18 protein-coding genes are annotated in these 16,531 nt (G+C 48.6%); 14 read left to right on the plus strand and 4 right to left on the minus strand.

Annotation, left to right across the window (positions count from 1 at the left end):
• Positions 1 to 17: 17 nt before the first annotated feature.
• The 4 genes from DWZ56_RS19060 to DWZ56_RS19075 all read right to left on the minus strand — a co-directional run bounded on the left by DWZ56_RS19060 (position 18) and on the right by DWZ56_RS19075 (position 3,216).
• The gene (locus tag DWZ56_RS19060; protein ID WP_118344071.1) at positions 18 to 665 is read right to left on the minus strand and encodes a hypothetical protein; all 648 of its coding nucleotides are present in this window, start codon (positions 663 to 665) and stop codon (positions 18 to 20) included.
• On the minus strand, positions 656 to 1,360 hold the full coding sequence (locus DWZ56_RS19065) for a hypothetical protein (RefSeq protein WP_118344070.1): 705 nt from the start codon (positions 1,358 to 1,360) through the stop codon (positions 656 to 658). Before DWZ56_RS19065 ends, DWZ56_RS19060 begins: the two co-directional genes overlap by 10 nt.
• The gene (locus DWZ56_RS19070) at positions 1,353 to 2,054 is read right to left on the minus strand and encodes an ABC transporter ATP-binding protein (RefSeq protein ID WP_009321444.1); all 702 of its coding nucleotides are present in this window, start codon (positions 2,052 to 2,054) and stop codon (positions 1,353 to 1,355) included. Before DWZ56_RS19070 ends, DWZ56_RS19065 begins: the two co-directional genes overlap by 8 nt.
• Positions 2,055 to 2,175: 121 nt before the next feature.
• The gene (locus tag DWZ56_RS19075) at positions 2,176 to 3,216 is read right to left on the minus strand and encodes a hypothetical protein (protein WP_029472258.1); all 1,041 of its coding nucleotides are present in this window, start codon (positions 3,214 to 3,216) and stop codon (positions 2,176 to 2,178) included.
• A 302-nt stretch (positions 3,217 to 3,518) separates the two neighbouring features.
• On the opposite strand from DWZ56_RS19075, the gene DWZ56_RS19080 reads away from it, so the two are divergent.
• The 14 genes from DWZ56_RS19080 (at position 3,519) to DWZ56_RS19145 (ending at position 16,437) form a co-directional block, all read left to right on the plus strand.
• Positions 3,519 to 3,743 (plus strand): helix-turn-helix domain-containing protein, encoded by a 225-nt coding sequence (locus DWZ56_RS19080; protein ID WP_005362423.1) that lies wholly within the window; start codon positions 3,519 to 3,521, stop codon positions 3,741 to 3,743.
• A gap of 146 nt (positions 3,744 to 3,889) precedes the next feature.
• Positions 3,890 to 4,093, plus strand: coding sequence for a hypothetical protein (locus DWZ56_RS19085; protein ID WP_004614949.1), 204 nt, complete (start codon positions 3,890 to 3,892; stop codon positions 4,091 to 4,093).
• Positions 4,094 to 4,382: 289 nt separating this feature from the next.
• Positions 4,383 to 4,700, plus strand: coding sequence for a DUF3847 domain-containing protein (locus DWZ56_RS19090; protein WP_118344068.1), 318 nt, complete (start codon positions 4,383 to 4,385; stop codon positions 4,698 to 4,700).
• A 2-nt stretch (positions 4,701 to 4,702) separates the two neighbouring features.
• Entirely contained in the window at positions 4,703 to 6,175 is a 1,473-nt protein-coding gene (mobQ, locus tag DWZ56_RS19095; RefSeq protein ID WP_199679626.1) for a MobQ family relaxase, read from the plus strand.
• Positions 6,176 to 6,222: 47 nt separating this feature from the next.
• Positions 6,223 to 6,963 carry a CHC2 zinc finger domain-containing protein gene (locus DWZ56_RS19100; RefSeq protein WP_118558198.1) on the plus strand — a complete coding sequence of 247 codons (741 nt, stop codon included), beginning with the start codon at positions 6,223 to 6,225 and terminating at the stop codon, positions 6,961 to 6,963.
• The gene (locus DWZ56_RS19105) at positions 6,848 to 8,188 is read left to right on the plus strand and encodes a virulence-associated E family protein (protein ID WP_009321442.1); all 1,341 of its coding nucleotides are present in this window, start codon (positions 6,848 to 6,850) and stop codon (positions 8,186 to 8,188) included. The genes DWZ56_RS19100 and DWZ56_RS19105 overlap by 116 nt, the downstream gene beginning before the upstream one ends.
• Positions 8,189 to 8,458: 270 nt before the next feature.
• Complete coding sequence (locus DWZ56_RS19110; protein WP_004849804.1) at positions 8,459 to 8,644, plus strand: hypothetical protein; 186 nt, start codon at positions 8,459 to 8,461, stop codon at positions 8,642 to 8,644.
• Between the two features lie 108 nt (positions 8,645 to 8,752).
• A complete protein-coding gene (locus tag DWZ56_RS19115) occupies positions 8,753 to 10,375 on the plus strand; it encodes a recombinase family protein (RefSeq protein WP_118558199.1) in 1,623 nt (540 codons plus the stop codon).
• A gap of 75 nt (positions 10,376 to 10,450) precedes the next feature.
• Positions 10,451 to 11,419 (plus strand): tetratricopeptide repeat protein, encoded by a 969-nt coding sequence (locus DWZ56_RS19120; RefSeq protein WP_118558200.1) that lies wholly within the window; start codon positions 10,451 to 10,453, stop codon positions 11,417 to 11,419.
• A gap of 83 nt (positions 11,420 to 11,502) precedes the next feature.
• Positions 11,503 to 11,703: a PLDc N-terminal domain-containing protein gene (locus tag DWZ56_RS19125; protein WP_118558201.1), complete on the plus strand. Its 201-nt coding sequence runs from the start codon at positions 11,503 to 11,505 to the stop codon at positions 11,701 to 11,703.
• Positions 11,703 to 12,626 (plus strand): ABC transporter ATP-binding protein, encoded by a 924-nt coding sequence (locus DWZ56_RS19130; protein ID WP_118558202.1) that lies wholly within the window; start codon positions 11,703 to 11,705, stop codon positions 12,624 to 12,626. Before DWZ56_RS19125 ends, DWZ56_RS19130 begins: the two co-directional genes overlap by 1 nt.
• Positions 12,623 to 13,402, plus strand: a complete 780-nt coding sequence (locus DWZ56_RS19135) for an ABC transporter permease (RefSeq protein ID WP_118558203.1) — start codon at positions 12,623 to 12,625, stop codon at positions 13,400 to 13,402. The genes DWZ56_RS19130 and DWZ56_RS19135 overlap by 4 nt, the downstream gene beginning before the upstream one ends.
• 105 nt (positions 13,403 to 13,507) lie before the next feature.
• Positions 13,508 to 14,743, plus strand: coding sequence for a GNAT family N-acetyltransferase (locus tag DWZ56_RS19140; RefSeq protein WP_118558204.1), 1,236 nt, complete (start codon positions 13,508 to 13,510; stop codon positions 14,741 to 14,743).
• Between the two features lie 47 nt (positions 14,744 to 14,790).
• A complete protein-coding gene (locus tag DWZ56_RS19145; RefSeq protein ID WP_118558205.1) occupies positions 14,791 to 16,437 on the plus strand; it encodes a glycoside hydrolase family 2 protein in 1,647 nt (548 codons plus the stop codon).
• Positions 16,438 to 16,531: the final 94 nt, after the last annotated feature.

Consider the following 16,531-nt stretch of genomic DNA (forward strand, 5'->3'; position numbering starts at 1 on the left):
AGCTAAAATTCATTATGTTAGTAATATGATGATACGATCCGTTCTTTAGTCATCAGACATAAACCACACGCAGTCAAAACTATTATACTCACTGGAGAAAATAGTAGCAACACCCACACATTATTCGTTTTCATAAATATCCCACATTTTAAGACAACCAGCAAAATATGAAGCAGTGTTGCAAAGATAGGAATACTCTTAAACCAGTTCATATTTCTAATCCAGAGAATCAAAACATTTATAAATGCCGAATACAATATGCTAAGGATCAGAAAATAGGTGCTTAATAACAAGATAAGGTTTGGCAGACGAATGGAAATCATCAAAAGTAGAGGAAACAAAAGGATCAGCGTTCCAATCCATAGTGATAGCAGATTCTCCTTAACAATACTTGAGATTTTAATACCATTAGCAAGTTTCCATTCTATTCTCTTTGTGATTTTTTCTTGCTGCAACATATCCTTGCTTATTTCTCCGGCAAAAAAGATAAATAAGCACAGGTATCCATCAAGCATAAAATACTTTATATCAACGCCAAATACAATGTTCTCTGAAATATCCCCAAAGTTCATCAGAGAGATCATGCCGAAGATAGCTGCTACCGCACTCATAAATATAAAATTCCAGTTCAATACCCTTTTAAGGTTTAATGTTATCAAACCCATTCGCCATCCCTCCTGATGACTGTTTCGTTGCTCATGTGCCGAGCCTTAAAGAAACTTAATAGTGCAAACATCATGCAAAGTGCAACATCAACCACAATAATCAAATAGTCAATTCCTATATGATGTTGATTCACAAACTCTGTAATCTGTTCTGCCGACATCGCAATCAAATAAACCAGTGCAAAATTACCAAAGAACAGAACATTTTTGAACAGTTTTACTCGTTTTACATCCAGTACAATGATATTCAAAGCGACAATCTCACAAAAACTAAGTACAAGAATACTAAGATAAACGCATACGATCCGCCCAAAGCTCATTGTCCAGTCGGTAAAGTAATAGCAACTCATAAAAACAAAGAACGGGATAATACCAGAAAATCGGAAAATCTGTATCGAATACTGTTTTATAATCTCTTTTACCGCAATTCCAGAAGCTGCAAAAAATTCAACTCTCCGGCTTAACTTATCCTTTGCTGTCAAATCTACAATCATAGCACCGGATTGCAGGGAGGTAAGACCAAAAATAACCGCATAGAGCATTAGGACTAAATAATCTTCTCCCTTAGACTGCAAGGCGTCCATCTGCATTGCAAAGCTCATAAAAATCGCCAGAATGGCAACAATCGCAGTATCAATTAGGAGGCTTTTACTTCTGGTAAGATAGTAGCCTGCGCCTTTTCCCATGTTACTCATGCCGATTGCCCTCCTTAATAAAGATTTCTTCCAATGATTGTCCTTGCATTTCTTGAATACCCTTATCAAACAGCAATCTGCCATTTTTAATCATAGATACATCATCAGCGCACTTTTCAATCTCGCTAAGGTCATGTGAAGTGATAATAACCGTTTTTCCGTCAGCTTTTAGAGCCTCTATCAAACTACGGATTTCTACTCTGGATATGGGGTCTACACCCGATGTTGGTTCATCCATGAGCAGAATATCCCGTCCCATCATAATCACAATCAAAAGGGACAGTTTTCTTTTCATTCCTTTAGAATAAGTGCTAACACGCTTTCCTAAATGCTCGGTCAATCCTAATTGCGTACAATAACTGTCTGAACGATCATTTATTTCAAATCCAAAGTATTTCCCAAAAATTCTCAAATTTTCAAGACCAGTCTGTTCTTCATACAGATAGTCATTTTCAAGCTCCATTGCATATTTCCCTGCAATGTTGATTGTCCCTGCATTTGGCTGGTATACCCCTGTAATCAAGCGTAGCAGTGTTGTCTTTCCAGAACCGTTCGGGCCAATAATCGCATGGATTGTATTTGCTTTTACATTCAGGCTAAAATTCTCAAACAAAACTCTGCCACCAAAACCTTTTTTTAAGTTCTTTACTTCAATCGCATTTTGAATCTCAGACATATTTTTTGCTCCTTTCATTTGGTGCTCCACCATATAGGTATAGTGTATAAAACGAAGAAGCATTTTGCATGAGTAATTACTGCAATTTCGATACTGCCATCAGGCAAATGTCACAGAAACCTCACAACGAGAAAAAAATTTAGTATTCTGTCAGTTCCACAATTACATTACTTTGCAGATACAGCCAGTCCGTAAATTCTTTCGGGCTGGCTGTTCCTGTTTTTACAGCCTTTTTTCTCTGCAAGGCTTCTTTCTTAAAGTCGGAAAAGGCAACCTGTATTTTTTCCAGACGGTCAGCCGGAAAGCCTGCGGTATTCTTTACTCGGTTTATTTTGTTGCGCCAGTTCTGGCATTCATTTTTATAAAGCAGGTCATAGTTGTTTTCTCTTGCCCTCTCGTCAAATTCCCGCTTGTTTTGAAGCGCCTGTACTTTTCGGCACTTGTCGCTGCACAGCTCATACCGCTGGCTCTTTGCCAGAAAATATTTCCCGCAGACCTTGCACTGCCGGAAGCAAAGCCCCCAGTCATTCAGCCTGTTCAGATAATAGGTAATCAAGGGGTAGAGGGACGCATAGGCAGACACACATTCTTCTGTGCGCCGGTTGTCCGGGAACCAGAGGTCAAGCCGGGTATCTTCTGACGGTGCGCCTTTGAAATAAAGGCTGCCAGTTTGAAAATGTTTCGGTTTTCCTGTTTCTCTGTCAAAGATCATGGTTTCGTTATGGAATACCCCGGTCAGGCTGCTCATTTTATCCATGAAGCGGTCACAGGCAGCGTTACGGTCACGAGGTTCTCTGGCAAGCAGATAGCTGTTCCAGATACGGAACGCCACATACATTTTCAGAGGGTCGTTGCTAAGATATTTCTCCCAAAGAAATTCGCTTGCCGCCTGCTCCAGCTCCGGCTGTTTCCATCGGTTGGAGTGGAGAGCTTGCCGCAGCGGAGAAAGCCCGTATAAGTTCCAGTCTCTGTCCGTGTCACGCTCAAAGTTTATCAAAAAAGTTCCCAGTGGGCGTGTCATATCACAAAGCACCTCTGCGTTTTGGCCCCCGTTCAGACGGAAGCGGATCTGCTGTTCTTCCCCAATCAAAATCCGCTCTTTCATTTTCTTCCTGTCCAGCGTCAGGACAAACAAAATCCTCTCAAAACATGGCTCATGCCGTATAAACTGATTCTCCATCCCTATCCCCTGCCTTTGTTTATGGTAATTATATAATTCAGTTATATCCGTTACACTCATGGTATCGCAGAAGTATTGTTTTGTCAAGGATAGTCCGCTATGATGATTGCAGTTGGTAATTTCGTACCGCACAGTACCTTGACAAGTGAATGACCGTCCAAAAGGGATATGACCGGCAGGAGAAGTGACGCATTCGGCGCACCAATGCAGGGAAACACCGCAGGAATGGGGCAGGAAAACGGCTTTTGGGGAGAACGGCAACAGGAAGCATTTTAACCTATTTGATTTATGGGAGGAACAGAATGAACGATAAAAAGAGATTGAACAGCTACGAGGATTTACCGCTGGTTCTGGATGTGGCGGACATTCAGCGGATTATGGGAATTTCAAGAGCGAGCGCCTATGAGCTGGTACACACACCCGGCTTTCCAGCGTTCCGCAGGGGCAGACTTATCAAGGTCAGCAAAATTGCTTTCTTTGAATGGATGGCAAAAGGCTCCGAAACCGTACCGGGAAGCGACAAATAAGCGTGAGGTATCATTCCCTGACTTGCAATACTGCCGCACTTTCCAAAGGGGCATACAGAGGAAAAAAACTTAAAAATGATACCGAGACGCTACATCAAAACAGCCTATCTGCGTACATCAGATAGAAACGGAGAAAGGAGCCGGTTATGGCAAGAATGAGTAACAAGCGGCGGTTGGAATGGTCTTTTTTCTTAAATGACCGCAGCCGTATCACTTACAACGAACTGTGCCGGAAATGCCAGCACGAATGTAAACAGAGCTTCCGGGCGGTTGTGGTTGACTGCCCGAAGTATCTTTCCAAGCGTTCCAAGAAAAAGGACAAGACTGCCGGAAACGGCAAAATCCCTTAGGAACTAAGGGCGCACTTCTATACATAGTCTAAAGACCATGTATCGTGCGTCCTGCGGAGCTTACCTCTGCCGCTGATAAAATCAACAGTCCGAGGTCTGCGTTCGCTTCGCTCCGACAAGGTGGCTGCACCCCCCCCTTGCGCCGCTAAAGCGGCTATCCCCTGTGTACCCGATGGAAAGGGAAATCCGCTCTGCGGTTTTCCCTTTCCATCGGGTTTTATAGAAGCACTGACACACAGACTGTCTGCGGATGGTCTTTCTTTATCTTATCGGCAAAGGATGTGAGAATATGGAAAAATCTTTGGAACAGTTGAAGCAGGAATATGAAAAAACCACTGTCCTGCTGGAACGGGAAAAACGGAAAATGCAGCGTTTGAAAAACCGGCAGGCGTATCTGGAAAGCGGTTCCCGAAAACAGAGGACGCACCGGCTGATTACCCGTGGGGCAGCCGTTGAGAGCATTGCACCACAGACAAAGGGGCTGACCGAAACGGAATTTTATTCCCTCATGGAAAACATTTTGAATCTGCCGCAGGCGGAGCATTTCATCCGGTCTGCCGCAGAGAACCACGCCCGTATTTCCGGGCAGGAGAAAGGCGGTGACTAAGGATAGCACTTTATCATTTTTCAATCGCACAGATCAAGCGCAGCGCCGGTCAGAGCGCCATTGCCAGCGCAGCCTACCGAGCCGGGGAGCGTCTTTACAGCAGCTACTATGGAGAAGTTAGCGACTACACCAAAAAGGGCGGCGTGATCGCTTCGGAAATCATGCTGCCGCCCCATGCGCCGGAAATATATCTTGACCGGGCGACCCTCTGGAATGCTGTGGAGAGCTGCGAGAAACATCCAAAAGCACAGCTTGCCTATTCCTTTGATATTGCCATGCAGAATGAATTGACGCTGGAAGAAAACATGGAGCTGGCGAGGAAGTTCGTGCAGGAGCAGTTTGTGGCAAAAGGCATGATTGCCGACCTTGCTTTTCACAGCCCGGAGAAAGAGGACGGCGGCATCCCTAACCCGCATTTCCATGTGATGACAACCATGCGCCCCTTGAACCCGGATGGCACATGGGGACAAAAACAGCGGCGGGAATATCTTCTTGATGAAGATGGGAACCAAATCCGGGATAAAAACGGCGATTATATGTTTAACGCTGTCCATACAACAGACTGGCATGAACCGGAAACGCTGGAACACTGGCGGGAGCAGTGGGCGGCTGCCGTTAATACAAAATTTGAGGAAAAAGGGCTGGATGTGCGTATCGACCACCGTTCCTATGTGCGGCAGGGACTTGACCTGATACCTACTGTCCACGAGGGAGCTAATGTCCGGCAGATGGAAGCAAAGGGCATCCGCACCGAGAAAGGGGAACTGAACCGCTGGATTAAAGCCACCAACCGGCTCATGCAGGATGTGAGGAAGAAGATCAAAGCCCTGTTTGTCTGGATGGCAGAGGTAAAAGAAGAACTTTCCAAACCCCAGACACCGAGCCTTGCCGACCTGCTGATCGCTTATTACAACCAGCGCAACGCAGGGGCATGGAGCAATAAAGCCAGAACCGGAAACTTAAAGCAGTTTGCCGAAGCCGTCAATTATCTGACGGAAAACAAGCTGCTCACATTAGAGGATTTGCAGGAGCGTCTTTCCTCTGTCAGTGAAGAATTTGAAGCATTAAGCGGCTCCATGAAAAAGAAATCTGCCCGGATAAAGGAATTGCAGGAATTGATACGGGAGGGCGAGAATTACCAGCGGCTAAAACCTGTCCATACGGAATTGAACAATATCAAGTTTAAGAAACAGAGGGAGAAATTTGAAACATCCCACGATGCGGAGTTACGGCTGTTTTATGCCGCCCGCCGTATTCTGAAAGAAAAACTGGACGGAAAACCCATTGCCCTGAAAGCATGGAAACAGGAATATGCACAGTTAAAAACAGAGTATGCCGAACTGTCTCCGCAGCACAAGCCACTCCGGGAGGAAGTCATACGGCTGCGGCAGGTGCAGAACGCCGTAGATACCGCACTGCGCCGGAGGGAGCAGCCACAGGCAGTACAGAGAAAGAAACATGAGATGGAGCTATGATATAACCGGCAGCTTTACCGCTACCGGTATTTTTATGGAGGGAGTATTTGAATGTATTTGAAGCGGTGAAACAGTCTGTTACCACCCGGCAGGCTGCTTCATTCTATGGAATCCGGGTGGGAAGAAACGGCATGGTCTGCTGTCCATTCCACAATGACCGCACGCCCAGCATGAAAGTGGACAGCCGCTTTTACTGCTTCGGCTGCGGGGCTTCCGGGGATGTGATCGACTTTGCCGCTTTGCTGCATGGATTGGGGAAACGGGAAGCTGCGGTCAGGCTTGCGGAGGACTTCGGCGTTTCCTATGAGAAATCCGGCAATGCGCCGCCAGATAGGAAGCGTCACAACAGGTCACAGCCCCGACAAAAATCAGCGGAGCAGAGATTTCAGGAAACGGAACGGTATTGTTTCCGGGTGCTATGCGATTATCTGCGCCTGCTGGAGCATTGGAAAACAGCACACGCCCCACAGCCGCAGGATGCCATCTGGCATCCTCTTTTTGTGGAAGCGTTGCAGAGGATAAGCTACACAGAATACCTTTTGGATATTTTGTTATACGGAGAAATAGAAGAAAAAGCGGCATTGATCGCCGCACAGGGAAAGGAGGTGTTGCGGCTTGAACAGCGAATTTCAGAACTTGCCGCCGGAAACGCAGGAAGCGGTCAAAAGGACGATGGACACAATGGAACCGGCGCAGACTCCAGCAGAAATCCGGGAGACGTTAGAGGGGACGCAGAAAGGCGGCGTGAAGAACAGCATCCGAAACTGCCTGACGGTGTTCCAGCGTGACCCTCTGTTTCGCGGGGCGCTGCGCCTGAACCTTTTGACGGAGCAGATTGACATTGTGAAGCCGCTGGGCTGGGAGCGCACCAGTACCACGCTGACCGACATGGACATGAACTACCTGCTTTTGTATCTGGAAGAAAACTACGGGCTTACCAGCGAGAAAAAGGTGCAGAGCGCCATCAAGATTGTTGCCAATGAAAACCGCTACCATCCGGTCAGGGATTACCTGAACAGCCTGCAATGGGACGGCACAGAGCGCATCCGTTACGCCCTGCATCACTTTCTGGGAGCCGATACGGACGAATACACCTATGAAGCCTTGAAACTGTTCCTGATGGGAGCCATCCGGCGGGTATTCAGACCGGGGAGCAAGTTTGAGGTCATGCTCTGTCTGGTTGGTGGTCAGGGAGCCGGGAAATCTACCTTTTTCCGGCTGCTGGCAGGCAGGGACGAATGGTTTTCAGACGATTTGAAAAAGCTGGACGATGAAAATGTGTACCGCAAGCTGCAAGGGCATTGGATTATCGAGATGTCGGAGATGATTGCCACAGCCAATGCCAAGAGTATTGAGGAAATCAAGTCATTCTTAAGCCGCCAGAAAGAAACCTACAAAGTGCCGTATGAGACACACCCGGCAGACCGGCTGCGGCAATGTGTATTTGGAGGGACGACCAACCGGCAGGACTTTTTACCTCGTGACCGCACCGGCAACCGGCGCTTTCTCCCCGTGACGGTGTACCCGGAACGGGCGGAGGTTCACATACTGGATGATGAAGCGGCGGCGAGGGCGTATATCGAACAGATGTGGGCGGAAGCCATGACGGTTTACCGCAGCGGGAAGTATAAGCTATCATTCAGTATGGAAATGAACCGATATCTGAACGCCCACCAGCAGGACTTCATGCAGGAAGACACACAGGCCGGCATGATCTACGCCTATTTGGAGGACTACACCGGCGACAGGGTATGCTCCAAGCAGCTTTATGAGGAAGCATTGGGGAACTTAAATTCCCCGGCAGACTGGGAGACACGGGCAATCTGCGAGATTATGAATACCGGCATTGCGGGCGGCATCATACAGGGCTGGGTAGCCTACAAAAGCCCGAAGCGGTATAAGAAATACGGTTCTCAAAAAGGCTGGGAGCGTGTCAACCAAGCTCCGCCGGAGGGGGACGGTTTTCAGGAAATCACGGAAGAAGAAGCCCGGCAAATGGAACTGCCATTCTGAAAAGCCACCGGTTGACAGTTTGGTTGACGCTTTGGTTGACAGCCGGTTGACGGGGAAAAGCCTGATATTTGGGGCATTTCTCCCCTTTGTCAACCATGTCAACCAAGAAATTAAAGAAAAAGTAAAAAGTAATCATAGAGCGCCTATGGATTGTTTTCAAAGTCTTTTCTGCCGGTTGACACGGTTCGGTTGACATGGAGACAGTCTGCGGCTGTACACCTGCCTGACATTCCCTTGTCGGGCATATTTCATTTATGGAGGTAACTGCCTATGGCAAAAAGCAAAAACGAGAGCAATAACAAAAACAGCGGCACCCTGCTTACCGAAAAAGACGGCACCCAGTATTTTGTCATGGGGAAAGTCCGTATCAAGGTATCGGAGCATTTCGCACAGGATGGGAAGCCGCTTGACAGCCTACTGGAAGATGTGATCCAGCACGCTGCCGCCGCTTCCTGAAAAAAATACGGAATAACGACTGTCAATCAGCCCACGCTTATGATATACTTGTACCAGCGAGTATTGTATAAGCGTGGGTTGTTTCTTTTAGAAGGAGGATTTTTAACCGTGAAACAACCATACAATACAACGATTTATAACACTGCACTATATTTGAGATTGAGCCGTGACGATGAATTACAGGGGGAAAGCGGCAGTATCCAGACCCAGCGCATGATGCTTAGGCAGTATGCCGCAGAGCATGGGCTGACTGTTGTAGACGAGTACATTGACGACGGATGGAGCGGGACAAATTTCGAGCGTCCAAGTTTCCAAAGGATGATTGATGACATCGAGGACGGGAAAATCAACTGCGTTGTCACAAAGGACTTATCCCGTCTGGGAAGAAACTATATCCTGACCGGTCAGTACACGGAAATCTATTTCCCCAGCAAAGGAGTACGCTACATTGCCATCAATGACAATGTGGACACCATCAACGGAGAAAGCGAGCTTGCCCCATTCTTAAACATCCTGAATGAAATGCACGCCCGACAGACCAGCAAAAAGGTCAAGGCTGCCATGCGCACAAGATTTGCCAATGGCGCACACTATGGAGCCTATGCACCGCTGGGGTATGTAAAAGACCCGGACAAAAAAGGTCATCTTCTGATCGACCCGGAAACACGCTGGATTGTAGAGAAGATTTTTGACCTTGCAGTACACGGGAGGGGTGCCGCCAGCATTACACGGATTCTGGTGGAAGAAAAAGTACCTACCCCCGGCTGGCTGAACTATGAAAGATACGGGACTTTCGCTAATATCTACGCCGGTGCGCCCGCAGAAAAAGCCTATGCGTGGACGATTGCACAGGTCAAGAGCATTTTGAAAGAGGAAACCTACATCGGTCACAGCGTTCACAACAAGCAGAGCAACATTTCATTCAAGAACAAGAAAAAGGTGCGGAAGCCGCAGGAAGAATGGTATCGTGTGGAAAATACCCACGAAGCCATCATTTCCGAAGAAGTGTTCCAAAAAGTTCAGGAGCTGATTGCAAGCAGACGCAGGAAACGCAGAAACGGTACGACACAGATTTTCGCAGGATTGATAAAATGTGCAGACTGCGGATGGTCTTTAGCCTATGGGGAAAACAAGCAGAACAAAAACCCATACGGGTACTACCATTGCAGCAAAAACGGACAGGGATTACGCCAGTGTTCCATGCACTATATCCGCTATGATGTACTGTATGCCTATGTGCTTGCAAGACTGCAATACTGGTCTATGATGGTACAGAAAGACGAGGACAAGCTGCTGAAACGGCTACTCAATGCCAGCGACAGGGAAAGAAACTCTGCGAAGAAAAAGCAGGCTGCGGAGCTGAAAAAGGCAGAGAAGCGTAAAGCCGAGGTTGACGGGCTGTTTGCTAAAATGTATGAGGACTGGTCTGCCGGACGCATAACCGAGTATAACTTCAATATGCTGTCCGAGAAGTACCAGAACGAGCAAAAGGAACTTGAAACAAAAATAAGACAGCTTCACGAAACGATGGAAGCCGCCGTACAGACCGCAGCGGATGCTGAAAAGTGGATTGCCCTAATGAAACAGTATGTCAACCCTGTGGAGCTGACCGCCGAACTTCTGAACACTCTAATTGAAAAAATAACCGTCCACGAAGCTGTCAAGGGCGAGGACGGAAGTCGTGAGCAGGAAGTAGAAATCTACTACCGCTTCATCGGCAAAATCGACTGACCTTTCTTTTTTACCCAACAATATCTTTAATTAAGGGAAACGGGACAGAGTTACCCGGATATTACACTCCTGCCGGTGCTGGCCTCTTATTTCGATATATCCATCGATGAACTGGTGGATTATCAGCCTCAGATGAGCCGGGAGGAGCTTCGGAAAACCTACCTGCGCCTGTCAGATGCCTTTGCTGAAAGCGGGTGGGATGCGGTATATCCGGAATGCAGAGAGATCGTTCACAAATATTATTCCTGCTTTCCGCTGCTTTTGCAGATGGGGATACTGTATATTAACCACATGGAGCTGATTACGGACAGTACCAAAAGGGAGAGGCTGACGGAGGAGTGCGGGCAGCTGTTTCTGCGTGTTGAAAATGCCTGTGAGGAGCCGGACCTCGTAAAGCAGGCGCGGTGCATGCGCGCATTTCTCTTTCTTATGTCAGGAAAACCGGAGGAGGTAATTGATCTGTTGGAAGGGGAGACGGTACCCACGGACGGTTCTGCGGAACTTTTAGCCGGAGCATATCAGCAGAGAGGCCAGCCGGATCAGGCCAGAGCGGTGCTGCAGAGCCGGATCTACGCCTCACTGGTGGCAGTTCTCGGAGCCGGCTGCCAGCTGCTGGGGCTGTATATGGGCGATAATGAAAAACTGGATGGCTGGATGAAAGAATTTCAGGAATTTATCCATGCGTTTGCGCTGGAACAGCTGCATCCGGCCGCTGTTTTGAATATATACCTGCAGGCAGCATATCTCTATCAGCAGTGCGGTGAGACGGATCAGGCGCTGGATTATCTGGAGGCATATGTGCAAACCGCATGCGAGGAAGGCTTTGACGATCCGAAGCTGAAAGGCGACGGCCTGTTCGATCATCTGGAAGGTTATCTGGACACCTTTGTGCTGGGAAGCAGCGCCCCTAGAAACGCATCTCTGATCCGCCGGTCGATCCGCGATGCGGTGCTGCAAAACCCTGCTTTTACGGCGTTAGAGAGCAGCGAACGCTTTCGCCGCCTGAAGCACAGACTGGAACTTCTGGCGGAAAGCAGCCGCTAAAGCGGCCGGCCGCAGGCAAAGAGCCGTGCCTGCTATTAACTTTCATAATTATATGCACGCTTTTCGTGCGGACAGGAGGCTTTATGGATACCATCACCGAATATCTTCCGTTCTTACTACCGATAGTGCTGGTGGAGCTTGCGCTTGGCATTACCGCGTTCGTTCATGTGCAGCGACACAGACAGTACCGTTTTGGAAACCGCTTGCTATGGAGCATTGCGGTGCTGATTTTACAGATCATCGGACCGGTAATATACTTTACGGTCGGAAGAGGAGACCGATAATGGAAATTCTTAAGCTCACAAATGTGACAAAAAGTTTTGGCGCAAGGACGGTCGTAAAAGACTTGAGCCTTTCTGTTGAAGAACACAGCATCTACGGCTTCATCGGCAAGAACGGCGCGGGCAAAACGACGACCATGAAGCTGATTCTCGGACTTTTAAAGCCGGATTCGGGAGAAATCCGCGTCTGTGGGGAAACAGTGACCTACGGAAATACAAAGACCAACCGCTTTATCGGATATCTGCCGGATGTGCCGGAGTTTTACGGTTACATGAAGCCATCCGAATATCTGGAACTGTGCGGAGGCATAAGCGGCATGGAGAAAGAAGCCGTTCACAGGAGATCGGAAGAATTGCTGCAGATGGTGGGGCTGTCCGGCGAAGACCGGAGAATCAGCGGATTTTCACGGGGCATGAAGCAGCGGCTGGGCATTGCCCAGGCCCTGTTGGGCAAACCCAGACTCTTTATCTGTGATGAACCCACATCCGCCCTGGATCCTCTGGGACGCAGAGATATCCTGGACATATTGAAACAGGTGAGCGCCCATACCACCGTTTTATTTTCCACCCATGTGCTCGCAGATGTGGAACGGATCTGCGACCATGTCGGATTGCTTGACGGAGGCCGTCTCATACTGGATGGGGAGCTGGAGAGGCTAAGGGAGCAGGAGAGAAGAGACAGCGTGTCCGTAGAGGTCATGCCGGAGTATGATCACATGGAGGAGCTAAAGGCTGCCTTTAAAGAGCTGCCGGTTGTGACCGATGTGCTTTTAAAGGAACACCATCTCACGGTACAGCTGCGAAATGCCGCAGGAGCAGGCAGTCAGATAATAAAGTATCTGACCGATCATCAGGTTCCAGTTAGAAAATATGAGGTGGAGGAACCCACCCTTGAAAATCTGTTCATGGAGGCGGTAGAAGAATGAAACCATATACAGCATTTCTGAAAAAGGAATTTATAGAAGCCATCCGGACCTACCGCATTCTGATTCTGGCGGCTGTCTTTCTGCTGCTGGGCATGATGAGCCCGCTGACAGCGAAGCTGTTACCGGAGCTTTTGCCCTCGCTGATGGAGTCCATGCCGGAAGGAGGCGTTACGATCACCGTCCCCGATCCCACCGCGATGGATGCATACACTCAGATGTTTAAAAATCTGACCCAGATGGGGCTGATTGTCCTGCTGTTTGTCTATGCGGGAATGCTGTCCGGTGAAATCGGAAAAGGGACGCTGATCAACCTTCTGACCAAAGGGCTCAACAGAAACGCGGTGATTCTGACAAAGTATTTCAGCTCACTTCTAATCTGGACCGCATCGGCGGCCCTGATGACAGGCGTGTCCATAGGATACACCTGGGTTCTGTTCCCCGCAGACGCCGCGGTGCCCCATCTTTTTTTATCCGTCGCATGTGTCTGGCTGTTCGGCGCATGGCTGCTTTCCCTGATTCTGTTTTCCTCGTCAGTTATTCCAGGCTACATCGGCGGCCTGGCTCTCCCGGTCCTCTGCTTTTTCGCCCTGATGTTTCTGGATATCCTGCCTTCGTTTCAGCCCTTAAGCCCGATCCGCCTGGTAACCGATAACCTGGCGCTTCTGAAAGACGGCCCTGTTTTCGACACGGTCATACGCCCCCTATCGAGTACTCTGTTACTCACAATCCTGAACCTGTTTACCGCTGCAGCCATATTTAACCGAAAACCGCTGTAACGCTTTTACGGCCCCGCAGCCAGTAACCGAAATCCTCTTTCGCTCTCTGGTAAATTGTGCTATAATAAGAAAACATAACGGAAACGCCATTTGACGGGAGGATTTATGAAAAACAGTAAATATCTTGAAACCAACGGCGATTTTGCCATGCGCCAGCTGACGGAGGAGGATCTGGATCAGTTCAACGCATTGCTAAGGTACGCGTTTCAAGTGACAACGGACGAATTATTAAAGACGGGATGGACGGAGGACGAAATCAAATACGCGAAAGCGCCGGTACTTGGGTCATCTTATGTGCTGGGCTGGTTCTATAAGGGCAACCTGGCATCTATGATTGTTGTTTATCCTATGAAGGTGAATATACATGACAATATCTGTGATATGGGCGGAATAACCGGAGTGGCCACTTACCCCGAATATTCCGGCCGGGGCCTGATTCATTCGCTGATGAAGCACATATTGGAATATATGCGGGAAGAGGGCCAGACCATTTCCTTTTTATATCCTTATTCAATTCCTTTCTATCGCAAGCAGGGCTGGGAAATCGCATCCGATAAAATCACATTTACGATCAAAGACGTACAGCTGCCCAAACATCACCCGGTCTCCGGCATGGTGGAGCGGGTGAGCCTGGACTGTGAGGACTTTCACAATGTCCATGAATATTTTGCGCTGCAGCGCCACGGAGCCCTGATCAGGGATGAACTGGCCTGGGAAGAGTACTGGCGCTGGGACAATGAGGATATGATTGCCGCTGTCTATTACAGTAGCGAGCATAAACCTCTGGGGTATGTGGTTTACTATATAGAAAACGAAATCTTCTATATTAAAGAGATGGTATACCTCAATAATGAGGCCAACCATGGGCTGTGGAATTATATCAGCGCTCACTGCTCCATGGTGGAGCTTGTAAAAGGCGCTAATTACAGCGGGGAGCCCATGGCCTTTCTGTTTGAGGACAGCGAAATCATGGAGACCATTGAACCCTATATTATGGCCAGAATTGTGGATGTGAAAGAATTTCTGCTGGAATACCCGTTCCAGATCACGCCGGAAGATTTAAGGATTCATTTCAAGGTGAACGATGGCATGGCACCGTGGAACAACGGCGATTTTCTGGTGTACTGGAAGGATGAGGAGACGCTCTGTGAACAGGTGGCCAACAACCAGTCCATCAATGTGGTGGAGCTGGATATACAGACCCTGACCACAATGCTGATGGGATATAAGAGACCGACCTTTCTGTATGAGCATGAAAGGCTGAAGACAGAATATTATATGCTTCAGATCCTGGAGCGTCTGATACCGGTGGAGAAACCGTATTTCTCGGACTATTTTTGATAATGTCATCAACCTACGGTTGGTGACATAGATAAGGAGAAGCAGGTATGGAAAGAACATTTATGACACACGAAATAAGAAAATCGCAGGAGATCTGCGGTCTGTGGGATTTTTATCCCGCCATAAGCCCGGATGAAAAGAGAAGAGTAACGGTTCCGAGCTGCTGGGAGACATATCCCGGACTGGAATCCTATCAGGGAATGGGAATTTATGAGAAAGAGCTATATCTGGACGGGAGGGCGCGCTTCCTGTTTAAAGGCGTCAGCCATACCGCTCAGGTTTATCTGGACGGGAAGCTGATTGCGCGCCATTACAATGCGTACACCCCGTTTGAGGCGGAGGCAGAGGCCGCGCCTGGCATGCATACCCTAAGGGTGGAGGTGGATAATTCCTTTAATGAGGAATCCGCACTGCATGTGCCGAATGACTACTACACCTACGGAGGGATCACCCGGCCGGTGATTGTGGAGTCCGCAGGGGATCTTTCCATCGGGAAACTGCATTTTACACCATATACCAGGGATGAAAAGTGGTATGCCAGGATATCCGCGGAAATCAAAAACAGCAGGACAGAGGCTGTGGGCGTAACGCTGAAAGTATTTTTAGGAGAAGAGACCTGTGCAGAGTTCTGCCTGGCTGTCCCCGCCGGAAACTCCGTCCTGCAGCAGGATACCGCTTTTCCCAATGCCGTTTCCTATGAGCCGGACAAGCCCATATTATACCGCCTTCAGGCAGTGCTCTATATAGACGGGGAGCCGGTGGACGATCTGATCGACCGGGTCGGATTCCGCGAGATAAAGATAAACGGCACGGATATACTCTATAACGGAAACAAATTAAAAATCAGGGGCTTTAACCGCCATGAGGATCACGGGCAGTTTGGCTGTGCCATACCGGTGGAAGCGATGGCCGCGGATCTGCGCCTGATCATGGATACCGGAGCCAACGCGGTGCGTACCTGCCATTATCCCAATGATGAACGGTTTTTGGACCTGTGCGACGAGCTGGGTCTGCTGGTATGGGAAGAGGCTCATGCCAGAGGGCTTAGCGAGGAACAGATGCGCCATAGAAATTTCCGCAGGCAGAGCCTTGACTGCATCGATGAAATGGTGGAAAATCATTACAACCATCCCTGCATCTTTACCTGGGGGATTTTAAATGAATGCGCCAGCATGACGAAATACGGGCGTGAGGTGTACAGCGAACAGTTTGAACGGATCCGCAGCCTGGATACCTCCAGGCCGCTCACCTTTGCCAGCTGCCACATCGATAAGGACATATGCCTGGATCTGCCGGATATTGTTTCAATGAATATCTATCCTCTATGGTATATTGATGAATCGCCGGAAGCATTTCTGGATCATGTATACCGCTGGGTACAGGAAACACCTGGCAAAGGAAAGCCCTTTATCATCAGTGAGATCGGCGCGGGTGCGATTTACGGCTGCCACGCATCGCATAACCCCAAGTGGTCGGAAGAGCGCCAGGCACAGATCCTGAAAGAGCAGCTTACCTCTGTTTTGTCCCATGAGAAGACATCAGGCGTATTTATCTGGCAGTTCTGCGACTGCCGTGTGTCCGAGGAATGGTTTGCCAGACGGCCCCGGGGCATGAACAACAAGGGAATTGTGGACGAGTACCGCAGGAAAAAGATGGCATATGAAACCGTTAAGGAGATCTACCATCAGATGTGAACACATAAATGTCATAAGAAATAGAGTAGGAGGCGGTGATTAACGGGTTTGTCAAGTAAAGTGTGTAAATTTTTTTGATTTTTTATCGGCGGTC

Origin of the sequence: Lachnotalea sp. AF33-28, assembly GCF_003477885.1 — a bacterium.
Taxonomy (GTDB): domain Bacteria; phylum Bacillota; class Clostridia; order Lachnospirales; family Lachnospiraceae; genus AF33-28.

Bases quoted from the DNA above. Each gene is read 5' to 3' on its own strand.
- DWZ56_RS19060 (WP_118344071.1), bottom strand. From the start codon at position 665: ATGGGTTTGATAACATTAAACCTTAAAAGGGTATTGAACTGGAATTTT.
- DWZ56_RS19065 (WP_118344070.1), bottom strand. From the start codon at position 1,360: ATGAGTAACATGGGAAAAGGCGCAGGCTACTATCTTACCAGAAGTAAA.
- DWZ56_RS19070 (WP_009321444.1), bottom strand. From the start codon at position 2,054: ATGAAAGGAGCAAAAAATATGTCTGAGATTCAAAATGCGATTGAAGTA.
- DWZ56_RS19075 (WP_029472258.1), bottom strand. From the start codon at position 3,216: ATGGAGAATCAGTTTATACGGCATGAGCCATGTTTTGAGAGGATTTTG.
- DWZ56_RS19080 (WP_005362423.1), top strand. From the start codon at position 3,519: ATGAACGATAAAAAGAGATTGAACAGCTACGAGGATTTACCGCTGGTT.
- DWZ56_RS19085 (WP_004614949.1), top strand. From the start codon at position 3,890: ATGGCAAGAATGAGTAACAAGCGGCGGTTGGAATGGTCTTTTTTCTTA.
- DWZ56_RS19090 (WP_118344068.1), top strand. From the start codon at position 4,383: ATGGAAAAATCTTTGGAACAGTTGAAGCAGGAATATGAAAAAACCACT.
- DWZ56_RS19105 (WP_009321442.1), top strand. From the start codon at position 6,848: ATGGACACAATGGAACCGGCGCAGACTCCAGCAGAAATCCGGGAGACG.
- DWZ56_RS19110 (WP_004849804.1), top strand. From the start codon at position 8,459: ATGGCAAAAAGCAAAAACGAGAGCAATAACAAAAACAGCGGCACCCTG.
- DWZ56_RS19125 (WP_118558201.1), top strand. From the start codon at position 11,503: ATGGATACCATCACCGAATATCTTCCGTTCTTACTACCGATAGTGCTG.
- DWZ56_RS19130 (WP_118558202.1), top strand. From the start codon at position 11,703: ATGGAAATTCTTAAGCTCACAAATGTGACAAAAAGTTTTGGCGCAAGG.
- DWZ56_RS19135 (WP_118558203.1), top strand. From the start codon at position 12,623: ATGAAACCATATACAGCATTTCTGAAAAAGGAATTTATAGAAGCCATC.
- DWZ56_RS19140 (WP_118558204.1), top strand. From the start codon at position 13,508: ATGAAAAACAGTAAATATCTTGAAACCAACGGCGATTTTGCCATGCGC.
- DWZ56_RS19145 (WP_118558205.1), top strand. From the start codon at position 14,791: ATGGAAAGAACATTTATGACACACGAAATAAGAAAATCGCAGGAGATC.